At 38.3% G+C, this 17,706-nt stretch carries 18 protein-coding genes and 3 pseudogenes; 17 read left to right on the top strand and 4 right to left on the bottom strand.

What is annotated here, in order from left to right; genetic code table 11:
* Nucleotides 1-347 (bottom strand): annotated as a pseudogene (locus DXA60_RS16635) (transposase); the annotation flags it as partial.
* A gap of 77 nt (nt 348-424) precedes the next feature.
* Between DXA60_RS16635 and DXA60_RS19825 the strand changes: the two are divergent.
* The 5 genes and pseudogenes from DXA60_RS19825 to DXA60_RS19615 form a co-directional block, all read left to right on the top strand.
* Nucleotides 425-856, top strand: a pseudogene (locus DXA60_RS19825) (transposase); the annotation flags it as partial.
* Between the two features lie 418 nt (nt 857-1,274).
* Nucleotides 1,275-1,448: pseudogene (locus tag DXA60_RS19820) on the top strand (cell filamentation protein Fic); the annotation flags it as partial.
* 417 nt (nt 1,449-1,865) lie between these two features.
* Entirely contained in the window at nt 1,866-2,633 is a 768-nt protein-coding gene (locus DXA60_RS16620) for a CPBP family intramembrane glutamic endopeptidase (protein WP_199536242.1), read from the top strand.
* Entirely contained in the window at nt 2,617-3,570 is a 954-nt protein-coding gene (locus tag DXA60_RS16615) for an alpha/beta hydrolase (RefSeq protein WP_117922420.1), read from the top strand. Before DXA60_RS16620 ends, DXA60_RS16615 begins: the two co-directional genes overlap by 17 nt.
* Before the next feature lie 163 nt (nt 3,571-3,733).
* A complete protein-coding gene (locus DXA60_RS19615) occupies nt 3,734-3,850 on the top strand; it encodes a putative holin-like toxin (protein WP_022085598.1) in 117 nt (38 codons plus the stop codon).
* A 145-nt stretch (nt 3,851-3,995) separates the two neighbouring features.
* On the opposite strand, the gene DXA60_RS16610 is transcribed toward DXA60_RS19615, so the two are convergent.
* Complete coding sequence (locus tag DXA60_RS16610) at nt 3,996-4,535, bottom strand: helix-turn-helix domain-containing protein (RefSeq protein WP_117922419.1); 540 nt, start codon at nt 4,533-4,535, stop codon at nt 3,996-3,998.
* Between the two features lie 165 nt (nt 4,536-4,700).
* Between DXA60_RS16610 and DXA60_RS16605 the strand changes: the two genes are divergently transcribed.
* The 9 genes from DXA60_RS16605 to DXA60_RS16565 all read left to right on the top strand — a co-directional run bounded on the left by DXA60_RS16605 (nt 4,701) and on the right by DXA60_RS16565 (nt 12,025).
* Nucleotides 4,701-4,892, top strand: a complete 192-nt coding sequence (locus DXA60_RS16605; RefSeq protein WP_116444116.1) for an ICEBs1 excisionase — start codon at nt 4,701-4,703, stop codon at nt 4,890-4,892.
* Between the two features lie 18 nt (nt 4,893-4,910).
* Nucleotides 4,911-5,972: a site-specific integrase gene (locus DXA60_RS16600; RefSeq protein WP_117922418.1), complete on the top strand. Its 1,062-nt coding sequence runs from the start codon at nt 4,911-4,913 to the stop codon at nt 5,970-5,972.
* Entirely contained in the window at nt 5,969-6,358 is a 390-nt protein-coding gene (locus DXA60_RS16595; protein WP_117922417.1) for a plasmid mobilization protein, read from the top strand. Before DXA60_RS16600 ends, DXA60_RS16595 begins: the two co-directional genes overlap by 4 nt.
* Nucleotides 6,359-6,465: 107 nt before the next feature.
* Nucleotides 6,466-7,446, top strand: coding sequence for an AAA family ATPase (locus tag DXA60_RS16590; protein ID WP_117922416.1), 981 nt, complete (start codon nt 6,466-6,468; stop codon nt 7,444-7,446).
* A 123-nt stretch (nt 7,447-7,569) separates the two neighbouring features.
* The gene (locus tag DXA60_RS16585; RefSeq protein WP_117922425.1) at nt 7,570-7,803 is read left to right on the top strand and encodes a complexin-2; all 234 of its coding nucleotides are present in this window, start codon (nt 7,570-7,572) and stop codon (nt 7,801-7,803) included.
* Between the two features lie 291 nt (nt 7,804-8,094).
* Nucleotides 8,095-9,714 carry a plasmid recombination protein gene (locus tag DXA60_RS16580; RefSeq protein ID WP_117922415.1) on the top strand — a complete coding sequence of 540 codons (1,620 nt, stop codon included), beginning with the start codon at nt 8,095-8,097 and terminating at the stop codon, nt 9,712-9,714.
* Between the two features lie 21 nt (nt 9,715-9,735).
* Nucleotides 9,736-10,119 (top strand): DUF6061 family protein, encoded by a 384-nt coding sequence (locus tag DXA60_RS16575; protein WP_117922424.1) that lies wholly within the window; start codon nt 9,736-9,738, stop codon nt 10,117-10,119.
* Between the two features lie 67 nt (nt 10,120-10,186).
* On the top strand, nt 10,187-11,083 hold the full coding sequence (locus DXA60_RS16570; RefSeq protein ID WP_117922414.1) for a hypothetical protein: 897 nt from the start codon (nt 10,187-10,189) through the stop codon (nt 11,081-11,083).
* A complete protein-coding gene (locus DXA60_RS16565; RefSeq protein ID WP_117922413.1) occupies nt 11,084-12,025 on the top strand; it encodes a DUF1848 domain-containing protein in 942 nt (313 codons plus the stop codon).
* Between the two features lie 301 nt (nt 12,026-12,326).
* Here the strand turns inward: DXA60_RS16565 and DXA60_RS16560 are convergent, their stop codons facing one another.
* The gene (locus DXA60_RS16560) at nt 12,327-13,529 is read right to left on the bottom strand and encodes a site-specific integrase (RefSeq protein ID WP_117922412.1); all 1,203 of its coding nucleotides are present in this window, start codon (nt 13,527-13,529) and stop codon (nt 12,327-12,329) included.
* Between the two features lie 201 nt (nt 13,530-13,730).
* Nucleotides 13,731-14,276, bottom strand: a complete 546-nt coding sequence (locus DXA60_RS16555; RefSeq protein ID WP_243006932.1) for a helix-turn-helix domain-containing protein — start codon at nt 14,274-14,276, stop codon at nt 13,731-13,733.
* 311 nt (nt 14,277-14,587) lie between these two features.
* Here DXA60_RS16555 and DXA60_RS16550 point away from each other — a divergent pair, with 311 nt between their 5' ends.
* The 3 genes from DXA60_RS16550 (at nt 14,588) to DXA60_RS16530 (ending at nt 17,693) form a co-directional block, all read left to right on the top strand.
* A complete protein-coding gene (locus DXA60_RS16550) occupies nt 14,588-14,983 on the top strand; it encodes a hypothetical protein (RefSeq protein ID WP_117922410.1) in 396 nt (131 codons plus the stop codon).
* Between the two features lie 533 nt (nt 14,984-15,516).
* On the top strand, nt 15,517-15,879 hold the full coding sequence (locus tag DXA60_RS16535) for a plasmid mobilization protein (RefSeq protein ID WP_117922408.1): 363 nt from the start codon (nt 15,517-15,519) through the stop codon (nt 15,877-15,879).
* Entirely contained in the window at nt 15,858-17,693 is a 1,836-nt protein-coding gene (locus DXA60_RS16530) for a relaxase/mobilization nuclease domain-containing protein (RefSeq protein WP_117922407.1), read from the top strand. The genes DXA60_RS16535 and DXA60_RS16530 overlap by 22 nt, the downstream gene beginning before the upstream one ends.
* The last annotated feature ends 13 nt before the right edge of the window (nt 17,694-17,706 follow it).

Genomic DNA, 17,706 nt, shown 5'->3' with positions numbered 1-17,706 from the left:
GCGGCACATTGCTGATACAGAGTATTTGTGAGCATTTGCTTTGATCACATTTACTTTCGTCCTAAGATCAGAGCCGCTTGTTTTAAAATATCATTTTCCATTCTTAACTGCTGGTTTTCTTTCCGAAGCCGGATCAGTTCTTCCTGCTCTGGAGTCCGGTTATCTTTTTCATGGAAAGAGCCAGAATTGGATGCCTGCTTTACCCATTTGTCAAACAGGGAAGTAGCAATGTCATATTCACGGCAGATATCGCATCTGCGTTTGCCGGAACGATATAGTTCCACCAGTTGCTGTTTGAATTCATCGGTATATTTACGAGGTTTTCTTCGTTGTTTTGGTTCGGTCATAATGAGTGCTCCTTTGTGTATTTATTATAGATTATATGACCTTAAAAAATCTGTCCAGTTAATTGTAACCTATCCATTGCTTCATCGGTGTGAAGACACATACTGCGCTTTCTGTTCTGGTAGAAGTCGGCGATTTCAACCGCTTTGCCTCTGCTCAGCACTTTGCTTCCTACCTCGGTCTTGTCCCTGGTGAGGATTCCAGCGGTAATGATCAGAACAGACTTGGAATCACCAAAGCAGGAAACAGGCATGTACGGTTACTCCTAACAGAAGCGTCACAATGCTATGCAAGAGGACAGGTTGGTTTCAAATCCAAAGAATTGAAAGCCCGTCAGTCAGGGAATACGCCTGCGGTCATCGCTTATGCTGACAAAGCTAACGAGCGTCTAAGACGTCGATACTACAAGATGGTACTTAATAAATGCAAGAAACACAATGTAGCCAAAACAGCAATCGCAAGGGAACTCGCATGCTTCATGTGGGGCATGATGACAGATAACATTGCCTGATATAGGGGGTATAACATCACGCTGCTACTGTCAAGACCAAGCCGCCTGTGGCGGTACTTCGCAGCTTTGACATCATCATCCCGCTGTTATAGTGGGTAATCAAGCAGATGTAAGATGGCTTATGCCACGTACATCTGGCCAATACAAAGCAACAACTGAAGACATCCTGAAAGGGCTTCGGCCATTTCAAGGTTCGAGCTATCTACGATAAATCTATGTCGGCACAGAGCAATCTGTGATCCACGCAATTAGACGGTAGAGCTCACGGCGGACCATTGACCTGTAGGTAACCAATCCACGTATATCAGAGTGGCCAAGGCCGGGAACTGATACTCCGAGGCTCTTTCCGGGTGCCTTCAGAAACAACTAAATAAAGCAGTGATTTCTGTTAATTTGTACTTGACAAGAGTCATTACATATCAGATTTAATGATGCAGAAGTACTTCAGGATAAAGGGAAAGTTACTGCAGCTATTGCGAAAGAATTTGCGGAAAGCGAATTTGAGAAATACAGAGTTATACAGGATTCGCTGTATGAAAGTGACTTTGATAGATTGATGAATGATATGGAGAAGGATGGTACTACCCATTAGTACCACAAAATTTCTAGTTGCAGAAGTAGTGGTTGGAGATTATAATTTCCATAGGTGGATTTGCAAACCATCAGAATATTATTTTCTGAATAGTAAATAAACCTGCAAGCCACCGGAACTACATACAATAATGACAATATAGCAATGGTACTGGATTGGTACTAAAAATGTGTGGAATGAAGAATAATGAGTGAAAAAGATATAGGTTATCAATACGGAATGGTATAGATAACTGTATTGAAACAACCAGAATAAAACAAAATTTTGCGAGTTTGAATAACGGACAGAAATGCCGAAAGCCTGTATTTATGCGGGCTTCCGGCATTTGTTTTATAGAATGGCTCTAGTTTAGCTCTATTTGTGGGGAGAATAATGGGAAAGAGTTTTTACGGATTTTGACTAAAGAAGGAAGAAGACATGGATAATTCTGTGGATAGAAAAAATGCGATTAGATTATATTTAACTGGAACTATAGGACAAATTACGGTAATAGCGATCATAGTTTTCCTATTGCGTAAGATAGGGATAGTCGTTGATTACACAACGGTAATTGGGATGATAGCAATTGGAATTGGCGGAATTTCTTCGGCAATGTGGGGGAGCATTGTCACAGTTCGATATCGAAAAATAAATTTTAAGAGGATTGTAATCGAGTTTGTGAACATAAAGCAACCTATCTTCGGCTACTTGCTTGTTTTTATGTTTTTGAGTATAGAGTTTTGTTATCTATTAATGGGTGGAATGTTACAAGTAAAGAATTGGTATATTCCGGTTATATTATTTGTAAAAGCAATTTTGTTCGGTGGGATTGAAGAAATAGGTTGGAGATATACGTTTCAACCAATTATTGAGGAACGGCATAATTATGTGTTTTCGACATGTGTGACATTTGTCTGTTGGGGAATATGGCATTTCCTTTATTTTTTTATTGAAGGTTCAATGCAATCAATTCATGTAGGTAGCTTTTTATTTGGACTTTTGATAAACTGTTTTATTTTATCTGCATTATACAATAAAACAAGGAGCTTATGGATATGTGTAATGACACATGCATTGATTAATTCGTTATCGCAAATTTCAGTTGGTGGAAATCTCTTTGTTTCACTGGTGTGTAAGGTAATTATTATTTGTATTGCCGTTTTTATTTCAGGAGGGATATGTAAAGATAATGAAAAAAAGAACTAAAACAATGTTGCGGGTGTTATTATGGATAGTAGCAATTATTGTTATTTTAATTTTGATTTGCTTTGTTTATCATAGGTATAAGCTTAGGAAAGAGGAAAAATTAAGGGAACCATTAGGGCAGCTTATAGATATAAATGGAAATAATATTAGCATTTATGTTGAGGGGAGTGGTTCTAAAACGCTTGTGTTTTTGTCTGGGAGCGGAACGTGTTCTCCCATTCTGGATTTTAAATCCCTATATTCATTGTTAAGCGACGAGTATAGAATTGTTGTTGTTGAAAAGTTTGGATATGGATATAGTGATGTTGTTGATGAATACAGAAACATACAGACTGTATTATCTGAAACAAGATTAGCTTTGAATAAAGCAGGAATTGATGGTCCATATGTTTTATGTCCGCATTCTATGTCTGGAATTGAAACCCTGTATTGGGCACAAGAATATCCGGATGAAATTGAAGCAATCATAGGTTTGGATATGGCTGTGCCAGAATATTACGAGAATATGAAAATAAATCTTCCACTAATGAAATTTGGACAATATGCAGCGAATTTAGGAATTACCAGACTAATTCCTACACTTGCGGAAAGTGATGCTATAAAGCATGGAACGTTGACTAATGACGAAAAGAATAGGTATAGAGCAATTTTTTATAACAGAACGGCAACTGTAACAATGATAAATGAAGCGAAGAGTGTTAAGGATAATGCAAGAATTGTAGCTCAAAATGGAGTACCACAGGTTCCTATGCTGCTTTTTATTTCTGATGGAACTGGTGGAACTGGTTTTGATAAAGAAACATGGAGAAGGATACAGGAAAAATACATCTCAGAAGTGGAGTCTGGGAAGTACATAGAATTGGATTGCCCACATTATGTGCATGATTATGAGTATGGAAGAATAAGTGAGGAGATTAAAAGTTTTTTTAGTGATTAATATTTATCAGTCATTTGAAGGGTGATTTTGTGGGATTGTATATTGCAGATGTTTTGTTTTTTATGGTACAATATCGTCTAAGGAAAGTACCCATGACAGGGTGGTAGCCTCCCGAGTTTATGATACCGGTTTAACGGAATACATAGGAAGGGAGGTGGCGCCGATGACGGCTTATGAGATCATTTCGATTTTCATTGGGATATTAGCATTGCTGATGTCCTTTGGTAGCTTGATTGTAGCGTTGCTTGCCTTTCTCGATAAGAGAAACAAGCGAAAATAAAAATGCCTATCCTGTCTGATCCACAGGATAGGCGGTGTCCTTAAGGACATTCATTAACCTAAACTCGGAGCATCCACCTTTGGAGTGGGTGCTTTCTGTTTAATTAGATATTATCATCTTATGTCTGATAATTCAAGAGGTTTCGCTAATTTGGGAAAATTTTTACAGTAAGCTTGTCAGTCCCTTTCGACACAACCATGTTGTCATCAAGCAGGTGTTGCTTGATTTCTTCAATGTTCTCATTGATACGCTGCAAGCTAGCATTGAACTCTTCTTCGGAATAATCATCTTTTGAATTTATCATATTTTCCCTGAGTTCCAGAGCTTTCATATAAGTGCAGATTTTTTTATTTATCATAGGATTCTTAAAGGACATTCTGAGCGTAGCAGGCTTAAAGTTTCCGTCTTTGTCCTTTTCTGCCTCGAATTTCATATCAATCTGGTCATCCAGCTTAAACAGTAAAGATAACACGTCCGAAACAGTTTCTATATCAAAATCCATAAAAATATTGATGCTGATACCTAATGCATTTGCAATCTTTAGTAACTGGTCTGGCTTAGGATTGCGGATACCATATTCATATTTCTTTATTGTTGCGGAGTTTATGCCGGACAACTGACCAAGCGTTTCCTGTGATATTCCACGCATATTGCGAAAGTATTTAATCTTTTCTCCAGTAGTCATAAAACAGCTCCTTTATGATTTGTTAGCTCTATTCTATCACAATAGGACACATTTGTGTATAAAAAGTTTGATGAATTACTTGACAGACACAAATGTGTACCATATAATATGGATAAACAAGGTCACAAAAGTGTACTAAAATGAAATACGAAAGGAGAACACAATATGGAGAATACGATGAAGATGTATGTAACAGCAGATGAAGCTGCACAGATTCTTGGAGTATCAAGAGGATATGCTTACAAAATCATTCGTGGTCTTAATAATGAATTGAAAGAAAAAGGCTATCGAGTGATTTCAGGCAAGGTACCTACAAAGTATTTTGAAGAAAAGTTTTATGGCATGGCAGTTGGTTAAAGGAGAGGAGATGATAATATGCCGGCTACAAGAGATGGTAAGGCTTGGCGTAGCCAGTTCTATTATGAAGACTGGCAAGGCATACGCCATAAAAAGAACAAAAGAGGCTTTAAGACAAAGGCAGAAGCAGAGGAATGGGAGCGTAACTTCCGGCAACAGCAGAGAAAAGATTTGGATATTAACTTTGAGAATTTTGTTGAAATCTATTTCGCTGATGTGGAGAACCGGCTTAGAGAAAGCACAATCAAGAATAAAAGATATGTGTTTGATTTGAAAGTTACACCATATTTCAAAAAGAAAAAGATGTGTGAGATTAAGACTTCAGATATCAGGGCTTGGCAGAATGAATTGATTAAGCAGGGGTACGCACCGACTTATCTTAAAAGTATTAATAACCAGTTGGCAGCACTATTCAATTATGCGGTCAGATATTATGACTTGAACGATAATCCATGCAGGAAAGCAGGAAGTATCGGGAAGAGCAAGGCTGATGATATGGAGTTCTGGACAAAACAGGAGTTTAAGCAGTTTCTTCCGTCTATGGATAAGAAACCAGAGGCGAGAATGGCATTTATGCTTTTGTATTGGACAGGAATGCGTATAGGAGAATTGCTGGCACTCACCTATGAAGATATTGATTTGGAAAAACGAATTATAAGCATTTCTAAATCCTATCAGAGATTGGATGGAAAAGATGTAATTACACCGCCTAAGACACCAAAGAGCAATCGTAAGATTACAATACCACCATTTCTGGCAGAAGAGTTAAAAGAATATTGCAGTCGTTTATATGGAATTATGCCAAATGAAAGAATGTTCCGGTTTACAAAATCTTATATGGAGCATGAGATTGTACGAGGCATAAAGGAAACAGGAGTTAAAAGAATCCGTATTCATGATCTGCGTCACAGCCACGCATCACTTCTGGTGGAACTTGGATTTCAGCCCTTGGCAATAGCGGAGCGACTAGGACATGAAAAGATAGAAACAACATTAAATACTTATTCACATTTATACCCGAATAAGCAGGCAGAACTGGCAGACAGATTAGAACTGGAGAATGAGGAGGACGAGCTATGAGCGGAGTACACATACATCCAACAATCAGCTTTCGTGTATCAGACAGAGAGCGGGAGATGATTGAAGCCAAGATACTTGCAAGTGGTATGCAGAAGAAAGATTATTTTGTCCGTTCCTGCATTTATAACAGAATATGTGTTGTAGGCAAGAAAGATGTCATTTACCGACTGGTAGAGGAATTGCAGAATATGCAGACCAATATTTCTGAGCTGGTAAAACAACTGGAACAGCAGGAGGTAACACTTACTGCTGACGGTTTGGAAGATATGCGAAATGACTGTATGGATATGTTGCAGGCGATTATTTCTATGCTGGATGGTGCCAAGTATCTCTGGCAGGGAACACAGACTGATAAAGAAAAAAGTCCTGACAGCGGCAACTGTTAGGACTTGTGATAACAAAAGAAAACCTCTGTTACCAATGTAAATACAATTAGAGTATAACAGAGGTTCTTCTTAGTAGCAAATAAAAGATGTGAAGGTGGAGGACTTTTATGGATGGACAAAAGACAGAATTAAAGATGATACGGATGTCGGAGGTTGAGACACAGGAAGTGAAATGGCTGTGGTATCCGTTTATACCATATGGGAAGCTGACAATTATTCAGGGAGATCCGGGTGATGGAAAGACTACATTGGTGTTAAATATAGCAGCAAAGCTGTTAAAGGGAGAAAGTCTCGACAGAGATATGAATGTGCAGGAACCGGTAAATGTCATTTATCAGACAGCAGAGGATGGAATGGCAGATACAGTAAAGCCGAGGCTTGAACTTGCCGGGGCGGACTGTGAAAAGATACTGGTTATTGATGAAAGTGATAAATCTTTATCTATGGCAGATGAAAGACTGGAAGAGGCGCTTGCTAAGACTGAGGCAAAAGTATTGATATTAGACCCGATACAGGCGTATCTCGGTGGTGGTATGGATATGAACCGGGCAAATGAGGCAAGAGATATGACAAAGAAGCTGGGAGCATTAGCAGAGAAATACCAGTGTGCAATTCTTCTTATTGGTCATATGAATAAGGCATCGGGGAATAAAGCAGCATACAGGGGCATGGGTTCCATTGACTTCTTTGCTGTGGCGAGGAGTGTGCTTCTGGTCGGCAGAATAGAGGGAGAACCTAATACAAGAGCAGTTGTTCAGATAAAGAATAATCTTGCGGCATTTGGACATCCAAAGGCATTTATGCTATCAGAAATGGGCTTTCATTGGTTGGGAGATTATGAGATTACCGCAGATGAAGTACTTGGCGGTATTGCACCAAAGGCAAATAAGCTGGAACAGGCAAAGCAAATGCTTCGTGAATTGGCAGAAACAACTAATATGGTGCAGAGTAATGAAGTTTTTGAAATGGCTGATGAACAGGGCATTTCAAAGAGAACAATGGAAAATGCAAAGAAAGAATTGGGCATCCGGGCAAAGAAAATCAATAACTCGTGGTATTGGGAACTGGATACAGTAAAACAGAGATAGGGTAAGAACGCAACATTGCAGGCTATATAGAAATTGCGGAGATAAACTTTGCAAGGTTGCAAAGCATATAGACTTTGCAGTGTTGCGGTCTTGAACGAGTTAGGAAAGGAATGGTGGATTGATATGAAAAATGTACAGATTTCAGAAGAACTTTTCGTTGCGATAATGAGATATTTTATGTTGGAACAGGAGAAAATGTTGCCTCAGATAAAACAGGGACTAGAGAAGAAACTGGATGCAATGGTAATGAGAGAATTATATACAAAATATAAGACTGCACCAACGGAAGAAGAAAAGGAAAAGGCTCGAAAGGAATATTTGGATAGACGAGGTGTGCCGGAGAGCTTCCGGTGGTAGTTTTTTCTTAAACATATATAACGGCTGCGTGTCACGCTTCCGTTAGAATCGATAAGGAAAATGTGGTGTGCTTGACACAGTGGAGGCTTGTGTACACTGACTGCCGCAGGCAGAAAAGCTCCCGGCAGGGCGCAAAACCTGACTTGTTAGGTTGCATTTTTGATGGCGACAGCTGTCAAAAGTGCTTTTGCGTTACTTTCGACGAAAGTAACAAAGCCAGAGCGAGGAAACCTCGCTCTATGCCGATATCCGGCGCTAATATGACAGATAAAAGAAAGGGGAAGATTGCCTATGGAGAGAACGATAAGTGCAATGATCGGAAAAGGTTCTGTGAACCATAATACCAGAGCATTTACAGCTAAGAATGTAGATAAAAACAGAAGTGCTGATAATGTGGAATTTTGTCAGGAAGATATTAAACAAGTTTATCATAAGCTGTTTGATGAGGCATTGGAACGATATAATGCAAAACAGAAACGGAAAGATCGTGTGATTGATGATTACTATGAGAAAATCAGACGAGGCAAGCAGGAAAAGTTGTTTCATGAAGTAATATTTCAGATTGGAAACAAGGATGATATGAATGCCAAAAGTGAGGACGGAGTGTTGGCAAAAAAGATTTTAACGGAATTTATGGATGAGTTCCAAGCCAGAAATCCGTACTTGTATGTATTCGCGGCACATTTGCATATGGATGAAGAAACACCGCATCTGCACATTGATTTTGTACCATATATTACAGGAAGTAAGCGAGGACTTGATACAAGGGTATCATTAAAATCTGCACTAGCGGCAGAAGGATTTGCTGGTGGTACAAGGGGTGCAACAGAATTAAATCAATGGATTGCATCAGAGAAGCAGGAACTTGCTACAGTCATGGAGCGATATGGTGTGGAATGGCTGAAAAAGGGAACACATGAGAAGCATTTGTCGGTGCTTGAATTTGAAAAGAAAGAGCGAGCAAAAGAAGTAGCTGAGCTGGATAGCCAAAAACAGGAAATATCTTCGGTGGTTTTACAGCTTGGGGAAGCGGTTTCTGTAAAGAAACAGGAATTGCAAAATGTTACTATAGAAAAGGAACTGGCTGAGGAAGCTATACAGAAGGCAAATGAAGAGAGAACTATAGCACAACAAGAGAAGGAAGTACTGCTTGCAGGTAATCAGAATTTGAGGATGGAGAATACAAGGCTTGAAAGTCGCAAGGACAGACTTCGCATGGAAAATCATGATTTGAAGCAGAAGCAGCTACAGTTGCAGACAGATAATGAAGAACTGGAACAAAGGAATGAAGATTTACAATATAAGAATAGTAAATTGAAGAATGTGAATGATCAGTTATCTGCTGACAATCACACTCTGGAGCAAAGGAATGATTCATTGAAATCTGATAATCAGGTATTAAGACAGAAATACAATGATTTGCAACAGAATAATGTTCAACTTGAAAAGCAACAGAATGAGCTTAAGAGCCATATAGAGCAGATGGTGCAGTCGGAGCAATTATTGCAGCGTGATGTAAGGAAGTATGATGAAGCACCGGAATGGCAGTTGCCGGAGCCGGGAGCATTTGCAAGTGCTAAGTCATTTCGGGATAAGGTAGTCATGCCATTTGTGAATAAGCTTAAAACACTGATAAAGAATCTGACAATCCAGTGTGTAAGGCTAAAAGAGGAAGTAATACAGCTTCAAAAGGAAAAGAAGAGATTGTCAGATGATGTGGAGTTTTACAAGGGCAAGATTAAGAATATGAGTGATAAGACAGAGCTGTTGCAGGAAAAGGCTGATGATCTGGAGCGTGTGAAGAGATATGCCGGTGCAGAGCAGATTGATACGATTATTCGTAAGGTAAAGGAACAGGAGCGTACAGAGCAGCAGATAAGGCGGTATGACAGGTCTTATGGGACAAGATAATTGGAAGGATGGATTGATGAGATGAAAGATAATCGAATGGATAATATCGTGGAATGTGCTTATAAAATGGATAACGGCTATGTTGAGGTGTGGTTTACAGATGGAAATATGTTACGGATAAAGTGTGAAGAAGTGGAGGCTGCTCTGAGGACAACGGAGCAGTCACTGGCGAAGTTGCATAGGTTGTTGGATAACAAGCCAATAGAGTATGTGGTAATGGCTTTGTCTGGTGAGATGCAGGCATATTGTGATATTGAGGATGATATGGTTAAGGGAATGTTTGGGACGATTGTGCAGGGGTATCTGAAAAAGGGGTATAACCGGGCTACGGCGGAAATGATGGCTAGGGAGTTTTTAGGTATGAGAGTTGATTGTAATGGCTATTTTTTGTTGGATATTGTATAATATAAACAAGTATCAGTATATAAAATGATATCTGTAATTGTATATATGGAGTTAAGGAGGGATTTCTATGATTGATATAACACAATATTTGCAAGGAATATATGAAGATTTGCAAAGTTATGTTGATAATGATGTATGCTTATGTAAATTTAAAGAATTAAATTTTGAAGCAGGAGCAATTCCTGATTACACAGATATAAATATTCAGCAGTTATACTTATTAAGATATGCATTTGCTTATGCATTTGAATATAGTAGAATGTATCTGGATGTATTATCTCAGATAGATGATACTAATCATATTTCGGTAACATCGGTAGGATGTGGATCGATGATAGATTATTGGTCATTGATACATGCATTAGAAATGAAGAGTAAAATGGATTGTAGCATAAGATATGTTGGAATAGATATAATTGACTGGAACTACAAAATTCCCCAAAGGCAAAATGATGAAGTACATTATTTAATTGGAAATGCAGCTGATATTTTCACAAATAATAGTCAATTTATCTCCGATGTGTATTTTTTCCCAAAGTCAATTAGCGAGTTCTCTGATAGTGAACTGAATGCTATGGCAAATAGCTTTTCGTCAAAGAAGATACAAAAAAATAGATTTTTTGTTTGTATATCTCTTAGGGAAGATCAGGGGAGTATGGATAGAGATATGCAAAAAACAAAATGCTTAATTGAAGCAATAAGTAAAAATGGTTTCTATACCAAATGGCCGTATAATCGATATGCATATTATGATTGCAATGATGGCATTGTATCATTAGATAATGATTTTCAGTATCCGCAAGGTGCATTACAGTTTGTGACAAATCTAAATATGGAATGTGTGAATTATAAGATTCAAGAAATGAATTGTCAATCTGATTGTCAGAAATATTTAAGCAGATGGCCTATTTTAAGAGTAAAGCATATTAGATATCAGGTAATTATGTTTGAAAGGATGAGCTAGATGATATTAAGTGTGAGTAGAAGAACAGATATTCCTAATTATTATTCGGAATGGTTCTACAATAGAATAAAAGAGGGATTTCTATATGTTCGTAATCCGATGAATGCTCATCAGATAAGCGAAATAAAAATAACACCAGATATTGTAGATTGTATTGTGTTTTGGACAAAGAACCCTTTGCCAATGATGAAAAGACTTGATGAGATAAAAGACTATAGTTATTATTTTCAATTTACATTAACTGGGTATGGAAATGATGTTGAGGCAAATTTACCTAATAAAAAAACTACCATGATTCCAATATTTCAAAAGTTGTCTGATAAAATAGGTAAGCAAAGAGTTGTTTGGAGATATGATCCTATATTCTTTTCGGATAGATATACGAAAGAATATCACATAAAAGCATTTAAGAGTATTGCAGAGGTATTAAGCGGATATACAGAAAAATGTGTGATTAGCTTTGTGGATATTTATCCTAAGAATAAGAAAAATATGGATGGGCTGTTAAGTTATGAATTAAGCGATTATGAGTTGAGAGAATTTGCTAAGGAATTAAGCAAGATAGCAGCAGATAATAATATAAAGCTTGGAAGTTGCGCGGAAAAAATAGACTTAGATGAATGTGGTATAGTTCATAATTCCTGCATAGATAGAGAATTGATTGAAAAGATTATTGGATGCAAATTAAATGTCGAAAAAGATAAGAATCAGCGTATAGAATGTGGATGTGTTGAAAGTGTTGAAATAGGTACTTATAATACATGTAAAAATGGATGTGCATATTGTTATGCAAACTATAGTTCGAAAAGTGTAGAAACAAATGCTGCTAAATATGATCCTTTATCGCCACTTCTATGTGGTCAAGTCCAAGAAGATGACAAAATTACTATCAGAAAAGTTGGTTCATTAAAAGAAACACAGCTAAGCATTTTTGATATGTGAATGCATAATTACATCATGTATTTGTTGGATTATAATTGGCTCCATTTTGGCTCTAAAAATTCTGGGTGAGGTACACAAAAATGCAAAATATGATGAATATGAAGAATAAAACACACAAATGTGTACCGAGAAACAACCAAATTAATCTCTCCGCCCAAGAGTTTGAATAAGAGCCACAAGTCTTGGAACCCGCTGAATAAGCGGCTTCCAGGACTTTTTATTTTGCTCTGCTACTATTTTGCTACTAATAGCAAGTACTCCGTATCACATCGTTTTGGTGGCAAATTAGTGTAGGTTTGTGTTAAATTATTTTTCTTTGAGGCATCTGTATTATTTTGGCAGATGTCTTATTTTTTGTTAATGGTGCTGGACCATATGGAAGATTTGCTGCTTCAAGTAATAGATTTCCATCTGGTGGTTCTGGTGTTGGTGTAACACTTGCTGCAGCTGCCAGTTGCTCCAGATTGTTCACGAGCTCCTGCTGCTTATGTGGAAACAGATGGGAGTATGTGTTCAGTGTTGTAGATACTTTCTCGTGTCCAAGCCTGTCTGCGAGGATTAATGCATCACAACCCTGATTTATGAGCAGGCTGGCGTGTGAGTGACGAATGTCATGAATTCGTATCTTTTTCACACCTGTGTTTTTGCAGCCTCTTATCATTTCGTGCGAGAGATAGGATTTTGTTATAGGGAAAAGTCTCTCATCAGGAGCAATCATATATCTGGTTGAGATAAATTCCCTTAGCTCGTCACACAGAAAGTCTGGAATCGGAACCTTTCGTTTGCTCTTTCTCGTTTTGGGAGTTGTGATGACATCCTTGCCCTGAAGCCTCTGGTACGTCTTATTGATATCAATAAGCTTGTTAACAAAGTCGATATCAGCAGATGTCAGTGCCAACAGCTCACCTTCTCTTATACCTGTCCAATACAGGACTTCAAAGCAGAGATAGGAAAGTGGCTTATCCCTCACACCTTCTCGGAATGCGATATACTCATCGTAAGTCCAGTAGTCCATTTCATCAGCTTTTGCCTGACCGATGCTTCCAGCCTTGCCACATGGATTAGTGTTAAGGTCGTAAAAGCGTTTGGCATAATTGATGAGACATGTAAGCTGATTATTGATTGTCTTAAGATAAGTTTTCGAGTATTCTTTAGGTGAATTCATTAGCTGATTCTGCCATCGCCTCACATCTGATGCCTTTATTTCATTTACAGGCTTCTTGCCAAAGAATGGGAAAATGTGAGTCCTGTAAATGTTTTTCTTTGTCAGAATTGTGGAAGGCTTCAATCTTGCTGTCATATCTTCCATATAAAGTTCGTAGAGATTCTGCAGAGTCATATCTGGGTTAGCAGATTGTTTTTCTAAGAAATCTCTTTCAAATGCCAAGGCTTCCTTTTTGGTGGCGAAACCTCTTTTCCTCTTTTGTTGTTTGATTCCCTGCCAGTCCGTATAATAGAACTTGACGAACCAGTTACCAGTATTATTATCTTTGTATGCTGGCATAAATATCATCTCCTTTTGTAAAAATTGTTGTGCATTCATCCAAAGGCTATGATATAATCTACTTGTCTAGGGTGATTATAAAGCCTTCGGGTAAGTCACTTACATAAGCTTCGGTATTTCCTTTTGTGAGAAGGTTTGTGCCGGAGCTCTTTTTACGCAAGTAATGAATCTTTGGTCTATTTCATTTTCAAATGTGTAAGCTTATCTGTCAAGATGAGTATCTTTGTAATATGCTAACATATCAGCTTTCCACGAATCAAACTTTTCCTGAGTGATTCTTCCAGCCTGTAGCATATGCTGTTTTTCTATCCAGCTTTCCATAAAGAGACAGAAATCTGCATCATATTTTCCACTGCCCTTGCCATTAACACTGATACCAGCAGTCCATTCAGGGCTTTCAGGCGGTTTAGTGTTAGTAAGTTCAAATGAAAAATCTGTAAGTTCTGTTATGGCAAACAGAGCATTGATAACATCTGACATTGTATTAAATTCACAGGCAGGATATTCAGATGTAGTATTATCATCAGAAATATTGGTATCTTCTGATGATAAAAGCTCCTGCCAAGGAATATTCAGTTCATTAGCAATCTGCTTTACAACATCTATCTTCATCAGTATTTCACCAGATTCATATTTCTGAATAGTACGTTCTGATTTACCCAGCCGCTGTGCGAACTCTTTCTGTGTAATCTTTTGTGCTCTGCGCCGTTTCTGTATTGCCTTTCCGATTTCTTCAGGAGAAGACATATTCAGTTTAATGGAATCAGAGTAAGCCATTTTGTTCACCATCCTTATTATGAAATAGTCCGTTGCTAAAATGCGTAATCATCTGATAATCGATGAAATGCGTATCAGCAAGTGACTTTTATATGATTGTAAGAATACTTTATCATAAGCTAAAACGAATTGCAAGTGCGTATTGTTTAAAAATTCTATTGACATATTTTGAAAAGAATATTATTATAAACACGAATTAAAAGTACGGATTAAATAAAGAATAGGATAGCTGATTTATGAAAAACGTACTTAAGATAACAATTTACGAAAGGAGGAGCTGTATGAAAGGTATAAAGGAAGCATTTATAGATGCAGGTGAGATAAGTCAGATGCTTGGTATTGGGATGACAAAGGCATATGCAATTATAAAGGAATATAATGCAGAGCTTGAGGCAAAAGGTTATTTCACCATGCGGGGCAAATGTCCAAGGAAGTACTTTGAACAGAAAATCTATGGTTACGAAGATTATTACAATCCGGATTATGAGTCGGAGCGTAACCGGAGTAAGGTTGCAGAAGAAAAGGATTATGAAGCTGCAGTTGAGGATTCTGTGATAAGTGAACAGGCTGAAGTGGATATACAGCCGGAAACAAATAGATTGCTGAAAGAGGATGCAGAGGTAGCAGAAAATGTGATATCGGAAGCGGATGCAATGGTAAAAGAGATAGTTAAATAGGAGAAAACAGCGAGTGGGGGCGGAAAGTGCCGTCAAAATATGAAAGTGGTGGCAGAAAGCGCCACCAAAATGGCAAAGTGACGGCAAAAAGCGCCGCCACTCAAATCGAGATGAAAAAAGTGTGTTGGAAGAAAGTGCCCCCAAAACTGCAAAATGGTGGCAAAAAGTGCCACCACTTTTGAAATGTGGTGGAACAAAGAGGTGGTTTTTATTATGAATATTTAAGCTCGATAATATTGTGGTGGTAAAATACAGTGTTTTTTGCACAAAGTGGTGGCATAAAAAACACCATATCCGTAATTGTGGTGGAACTTTAACCACCACATATCATATATCGGGTGCAGGAGCTCCTGCCAAGACGGAAAAGATGTAAACGCTAATGGCGTTTATATTTTTTCGGGAAAAGGTCCGACCTTTTCCGCATCTTGCAAAACCTATAAGCAGAACTTTTAGAAAGGATGAAGAAGCAATGGTACAGATAAAAAGAAATTGGTTTAATACAGAAATTTTTATATACGAAAGGGGATGGCATTATGGCAGATGGAAAGAGAAGATACAAATCTGAAAGGAAAGATTACAAGGTGTCTGTGAAACTGTCAGAGAAAGATATGGATATATTAAATGAAGCACTCAAGCGGACGGGAATGACGATGAGCGCATATATCAGAGAATTAATTAGGACAGGCGGCAACATTGACAACAGCTATCCAGATGACAGGGCAAGAATAATACGGATTGTTGCGGGTATTGCTAATAATATTAACCAGATGGCAAAACTTGCAAATGTAAAAGGGGATATTTATTTCAGGGATATAGACAGACTGCAGGACAGTCTGGATGATGTAAAGAAAACATTTGGGGAGGTGCTGGAAATATGGCGATTACAAAGATCTTAAATATCAAGGAATCCAAAGGCAGAAATCCAGCATCACATCTGGAAAATGCACTGAATTATATCCAAAATCCAGATAAGACAGAAGAATGCGTATTGGTAGGCGGTATCAACTGCCTGCCAGATACAGCATTTGAGCAGATGGCGGAAACAAAGAATATATTCCATAAGACTGGTAACAGGCAGGGCTATCATGTGATTATATCTTTCTCACCAGAGGAAAAGGTAACTGCAGAGCAGGCGATGTATGTGCTGGAACATTTTGCAAAGGAGGTGTTAGGGGATGATTATGAGGCTGTGTATGCGGTTCATACTGACAGGGAGCACATGCATGGGCATCTGATATGGAACAGTGTCAGCCTGACAACAGGGAAAAAGTATAATTCGCCGAAAGGTAACTGGAAGAATCATTTGCAGCCGATTACGAATAAATATTGTGATGAGCTTGGACTTTCAGTAATGCCTGCAGAGTATAGCAGACATCCAAAGAATATCAGCAGGAATAAGTGGGAAAAGGAAATGTCCATGAAGGAGATTATTCTTCAGGATGCAAAGATGTGTGCGTATTCGGCAGGCAATGTGGAGCATTTTCAATATCTTATGAAGAGTCTAGGGTATGTATTCAAGAAAGGTGTCTGGATGGAGGTGCAGGCACCGGGATTTCGATATTATCACAGTCTGGCAAAGATGGATGAAATGTTTGCAGAGGATAAGTTACGACATCATGTAGATATGCCATGGATGAGAATGCCTCACTTTTATTCGTCTGATATCAGAGGATTGCACAGAGCGAAGCTGTCACCATATCAGAAGCAGTTTTATGCAAAGCTATACAGATTGAGGATTGTGGAGCAGAAAAGATTTGTTGTTGGTGGAGCAAAATATACAGAAGATTTGAAAAGGTTTCATCAGCTGCAGGACGAATACCTGTTATTGGTAAATAATGATATCAGGGATGTTGTTGGACTTGTAGATTTCAGAAGTGAGCAGAAAGAAAAGATGCAGCAGATTGATGACAGACAGCAAGAGATTTATAAGGAAAACTCAAGCAGGAAACGAAAGATTAAGACAGATGAGCAGTATCGTGAGTATCAGGAGTGGCATATTGGAGCACAGGAAGAACTGGATGAGCTGAAGCAGGAGAAAAGGAATGTTAAGAGGCAGTTACAGCTTGTGGAAGGTATTATGAAAGAGGATTTGTATACGGCTTATTATGCGGTGTCGGAGGATGATGAGATTGTTGGGGATAAGGAGATTGAGATACCGGGGATAGAAGAGGATATGCTGGTTGAGAGAACAACGGAAGCGGTTGTTGAGCCGGAGAAAGATGTTGTTGTAATGAATCAGCCTGCTAATAGCCATAATGATGGAAATGGACAAGAGGAGCAAATTAATGTTGCAGGTAAACAACAGATAGATTTAGAAGGAACAGAAATGTCAAAGGTTCACAATCTGTTTGATGAGAATGTGGCAAGAATGGACGAAGGTATAACTGATGAAACAGGTAAAAGTGAATTGGTAGAATATGAAGAAAAAGAGTCTGTGAACGAAGTTGGATGGATTGTCAGGAGAATATCAGAGCGTGGTGGTTATGAGAATGTCAGTGATTCTGTTAAGGCTGATATATTCGGGTTTAATATTGCTGATGTAGGCGGCAGCATAAGGTTGTTCTCGGAAGTAATGAAAAGGCTGGAGATAAAGCTGGCTGGAGATGAGCTTTATGAGGAGTTTCAGAGAATTTATGATGAGAGTGTCGATAGAGATGCTGGCAAAGATAAAGCAGAAGATAAGATGTGGAATAGGGGCAGAGGGAGATGATTCCTTCTGCTCA

Origin of the sequence: Roseburia sp. OF03-24 (assembly GCF_003463035.1) — a bacterium.
In the GTDB taxonomy this organism is placed as follows: domain Bacteria; phylum Bacillota; class Clostridia; order Lachnospirales; family Lachnospiraceae; genus Roseburia; species Roseburia rectibacter.
The sequence above is the reverse complement of the archived record's forward strand: the minus strand, read 5'-3'. Positions and strand labels throughout refer to the sequence as shown.

Excerpts from the sequence above, each read along its gene's own strand:
- DXA60_RS19615 (WP_022085598.1), top strand. The coding sequence starts at position 3,734 with ATGACGGCTTATGAGATCATTTCGATTTTCATTGGGATATTAGCATTG.
- DXA60_RS16590 (WP_117922416.1), top strand. The coding sequence starts at position 6,466 with ATGGATGGACAAAAGACAGAATTAAAGATGATACGGATGTCGGAGGTT.
- DXA60_RS16535 (WP_117922408.1), top strand. The coding sequence starts at position 15,517 with ATGGCAGATGGAAAGAGAAGATACAAATCTGAAAGGAAAGATTACAAG.
- DXA60_RS16560 (WP_117922412.1), bottom strand. The coding sequence starts at position 13,529 with ATGCCAGCATACAAAGATAATAATACTGGTAACTGGTTCGTCAAGTTC.
- DXA60_RS16555 (WP_243006932.1), bottom strand. The coding sequence starts at position 14,276 with ATGTCTTCTCCTGAAGAAATCGGAAAGGCAATACAGAAACGGCGCAGA.
- DXA60_RS16600 (WP_117922418.1), top strand. The coding sequence starts at position 4,911 with ATGCCGGCTACAAGAGATGGTAAGGCTTGGCGTAGCCAGTTCTATTAT.
- DXA60_RS16550 (WP_117922410.1), top strand. The coding sequence starts at position 14,588 with ATGAAAGGTATAAAGGAAGCATTTATAGATGCAGGTGAGATAAGTCAG.
- DXA60_RS16605 (WP_116444116.1), top strand. The coding sequence starts at position 4,701 with ATGGAGAATACGATGAAGATGTATGTAACAGCAGATGAAGCTGCACAG.
- DXA60_RS16620 (WP_199536242.1), top strand. The coding sequence starts at position 1,866 with ATGGATAATTCTGTGGATAGAAAAAATGCGATTAGATTATATTTAACT.
- DXA60_RS16565 (WP_117922413.1), top strand. The coding sequence starts at position 11,084 with ATGATATTAAGTGTGAGTAGAAGAACAGATATTCCTAATTATTATTCG.
- DXA60_RS16585 (WP_117922425.1), top strand. The coding sequence starts at position 7,570 with ATGAAAAATGTACAGATTTCAGAAGAACTTTTCGTTGCGATAATGAGA.
- DXA60_RS16595 (WP_117922417.1), top strand. The coding sequence starts at position 5,969 with ATGAGCGGAGTACACATACATCCAACAATCAGCTTTCGTGTATCAGAC.
- DXA60_RS16575 (WP_117922424.1), top strand. The coding sequence starts at position 9,736 with ATGAAAGATAATCGAATGGATAATATCGTGGAATGTGCTTATAAAATG.
- DXA60_RS16615 (WP_117922420.1), top strand. The coding sequence starts at position 2,617 with ATGAAAAAAAGAACTAAAACAATGTTGCGGGTGTTATTATGGATAGTA.
- DXA60_RS16580 (WP_117922415.1), top strand. The coding sequence starts at position 8,095 with ATGGAGAGAACGATAAGTGCAATGATCGGAAAAGGTTCTGTGAACCAT.
- DXA60_RS16570 (WP_117922414.1), top strand. The coding sequence starts at position 10,187 with ATGATTGATATAACACAATATTTGCAAGGAATATATGAAGATTTGCAA.
- DXA60_RS16610 (WP_117922419.1), bottom strand. The coding sequence starts at position 4,535 with ATGACTACTGGAGAAAAGATTAAATACTTTCGCAATATGCGTGGAATA.
- DXA60_RS16530 (WP_117922407.1), top strand. The coding sequence starts at position 15,858 with ATGGCGATTACAAAGATCTTAAATATCAAGGAATCCAAAGGCAGAAAT.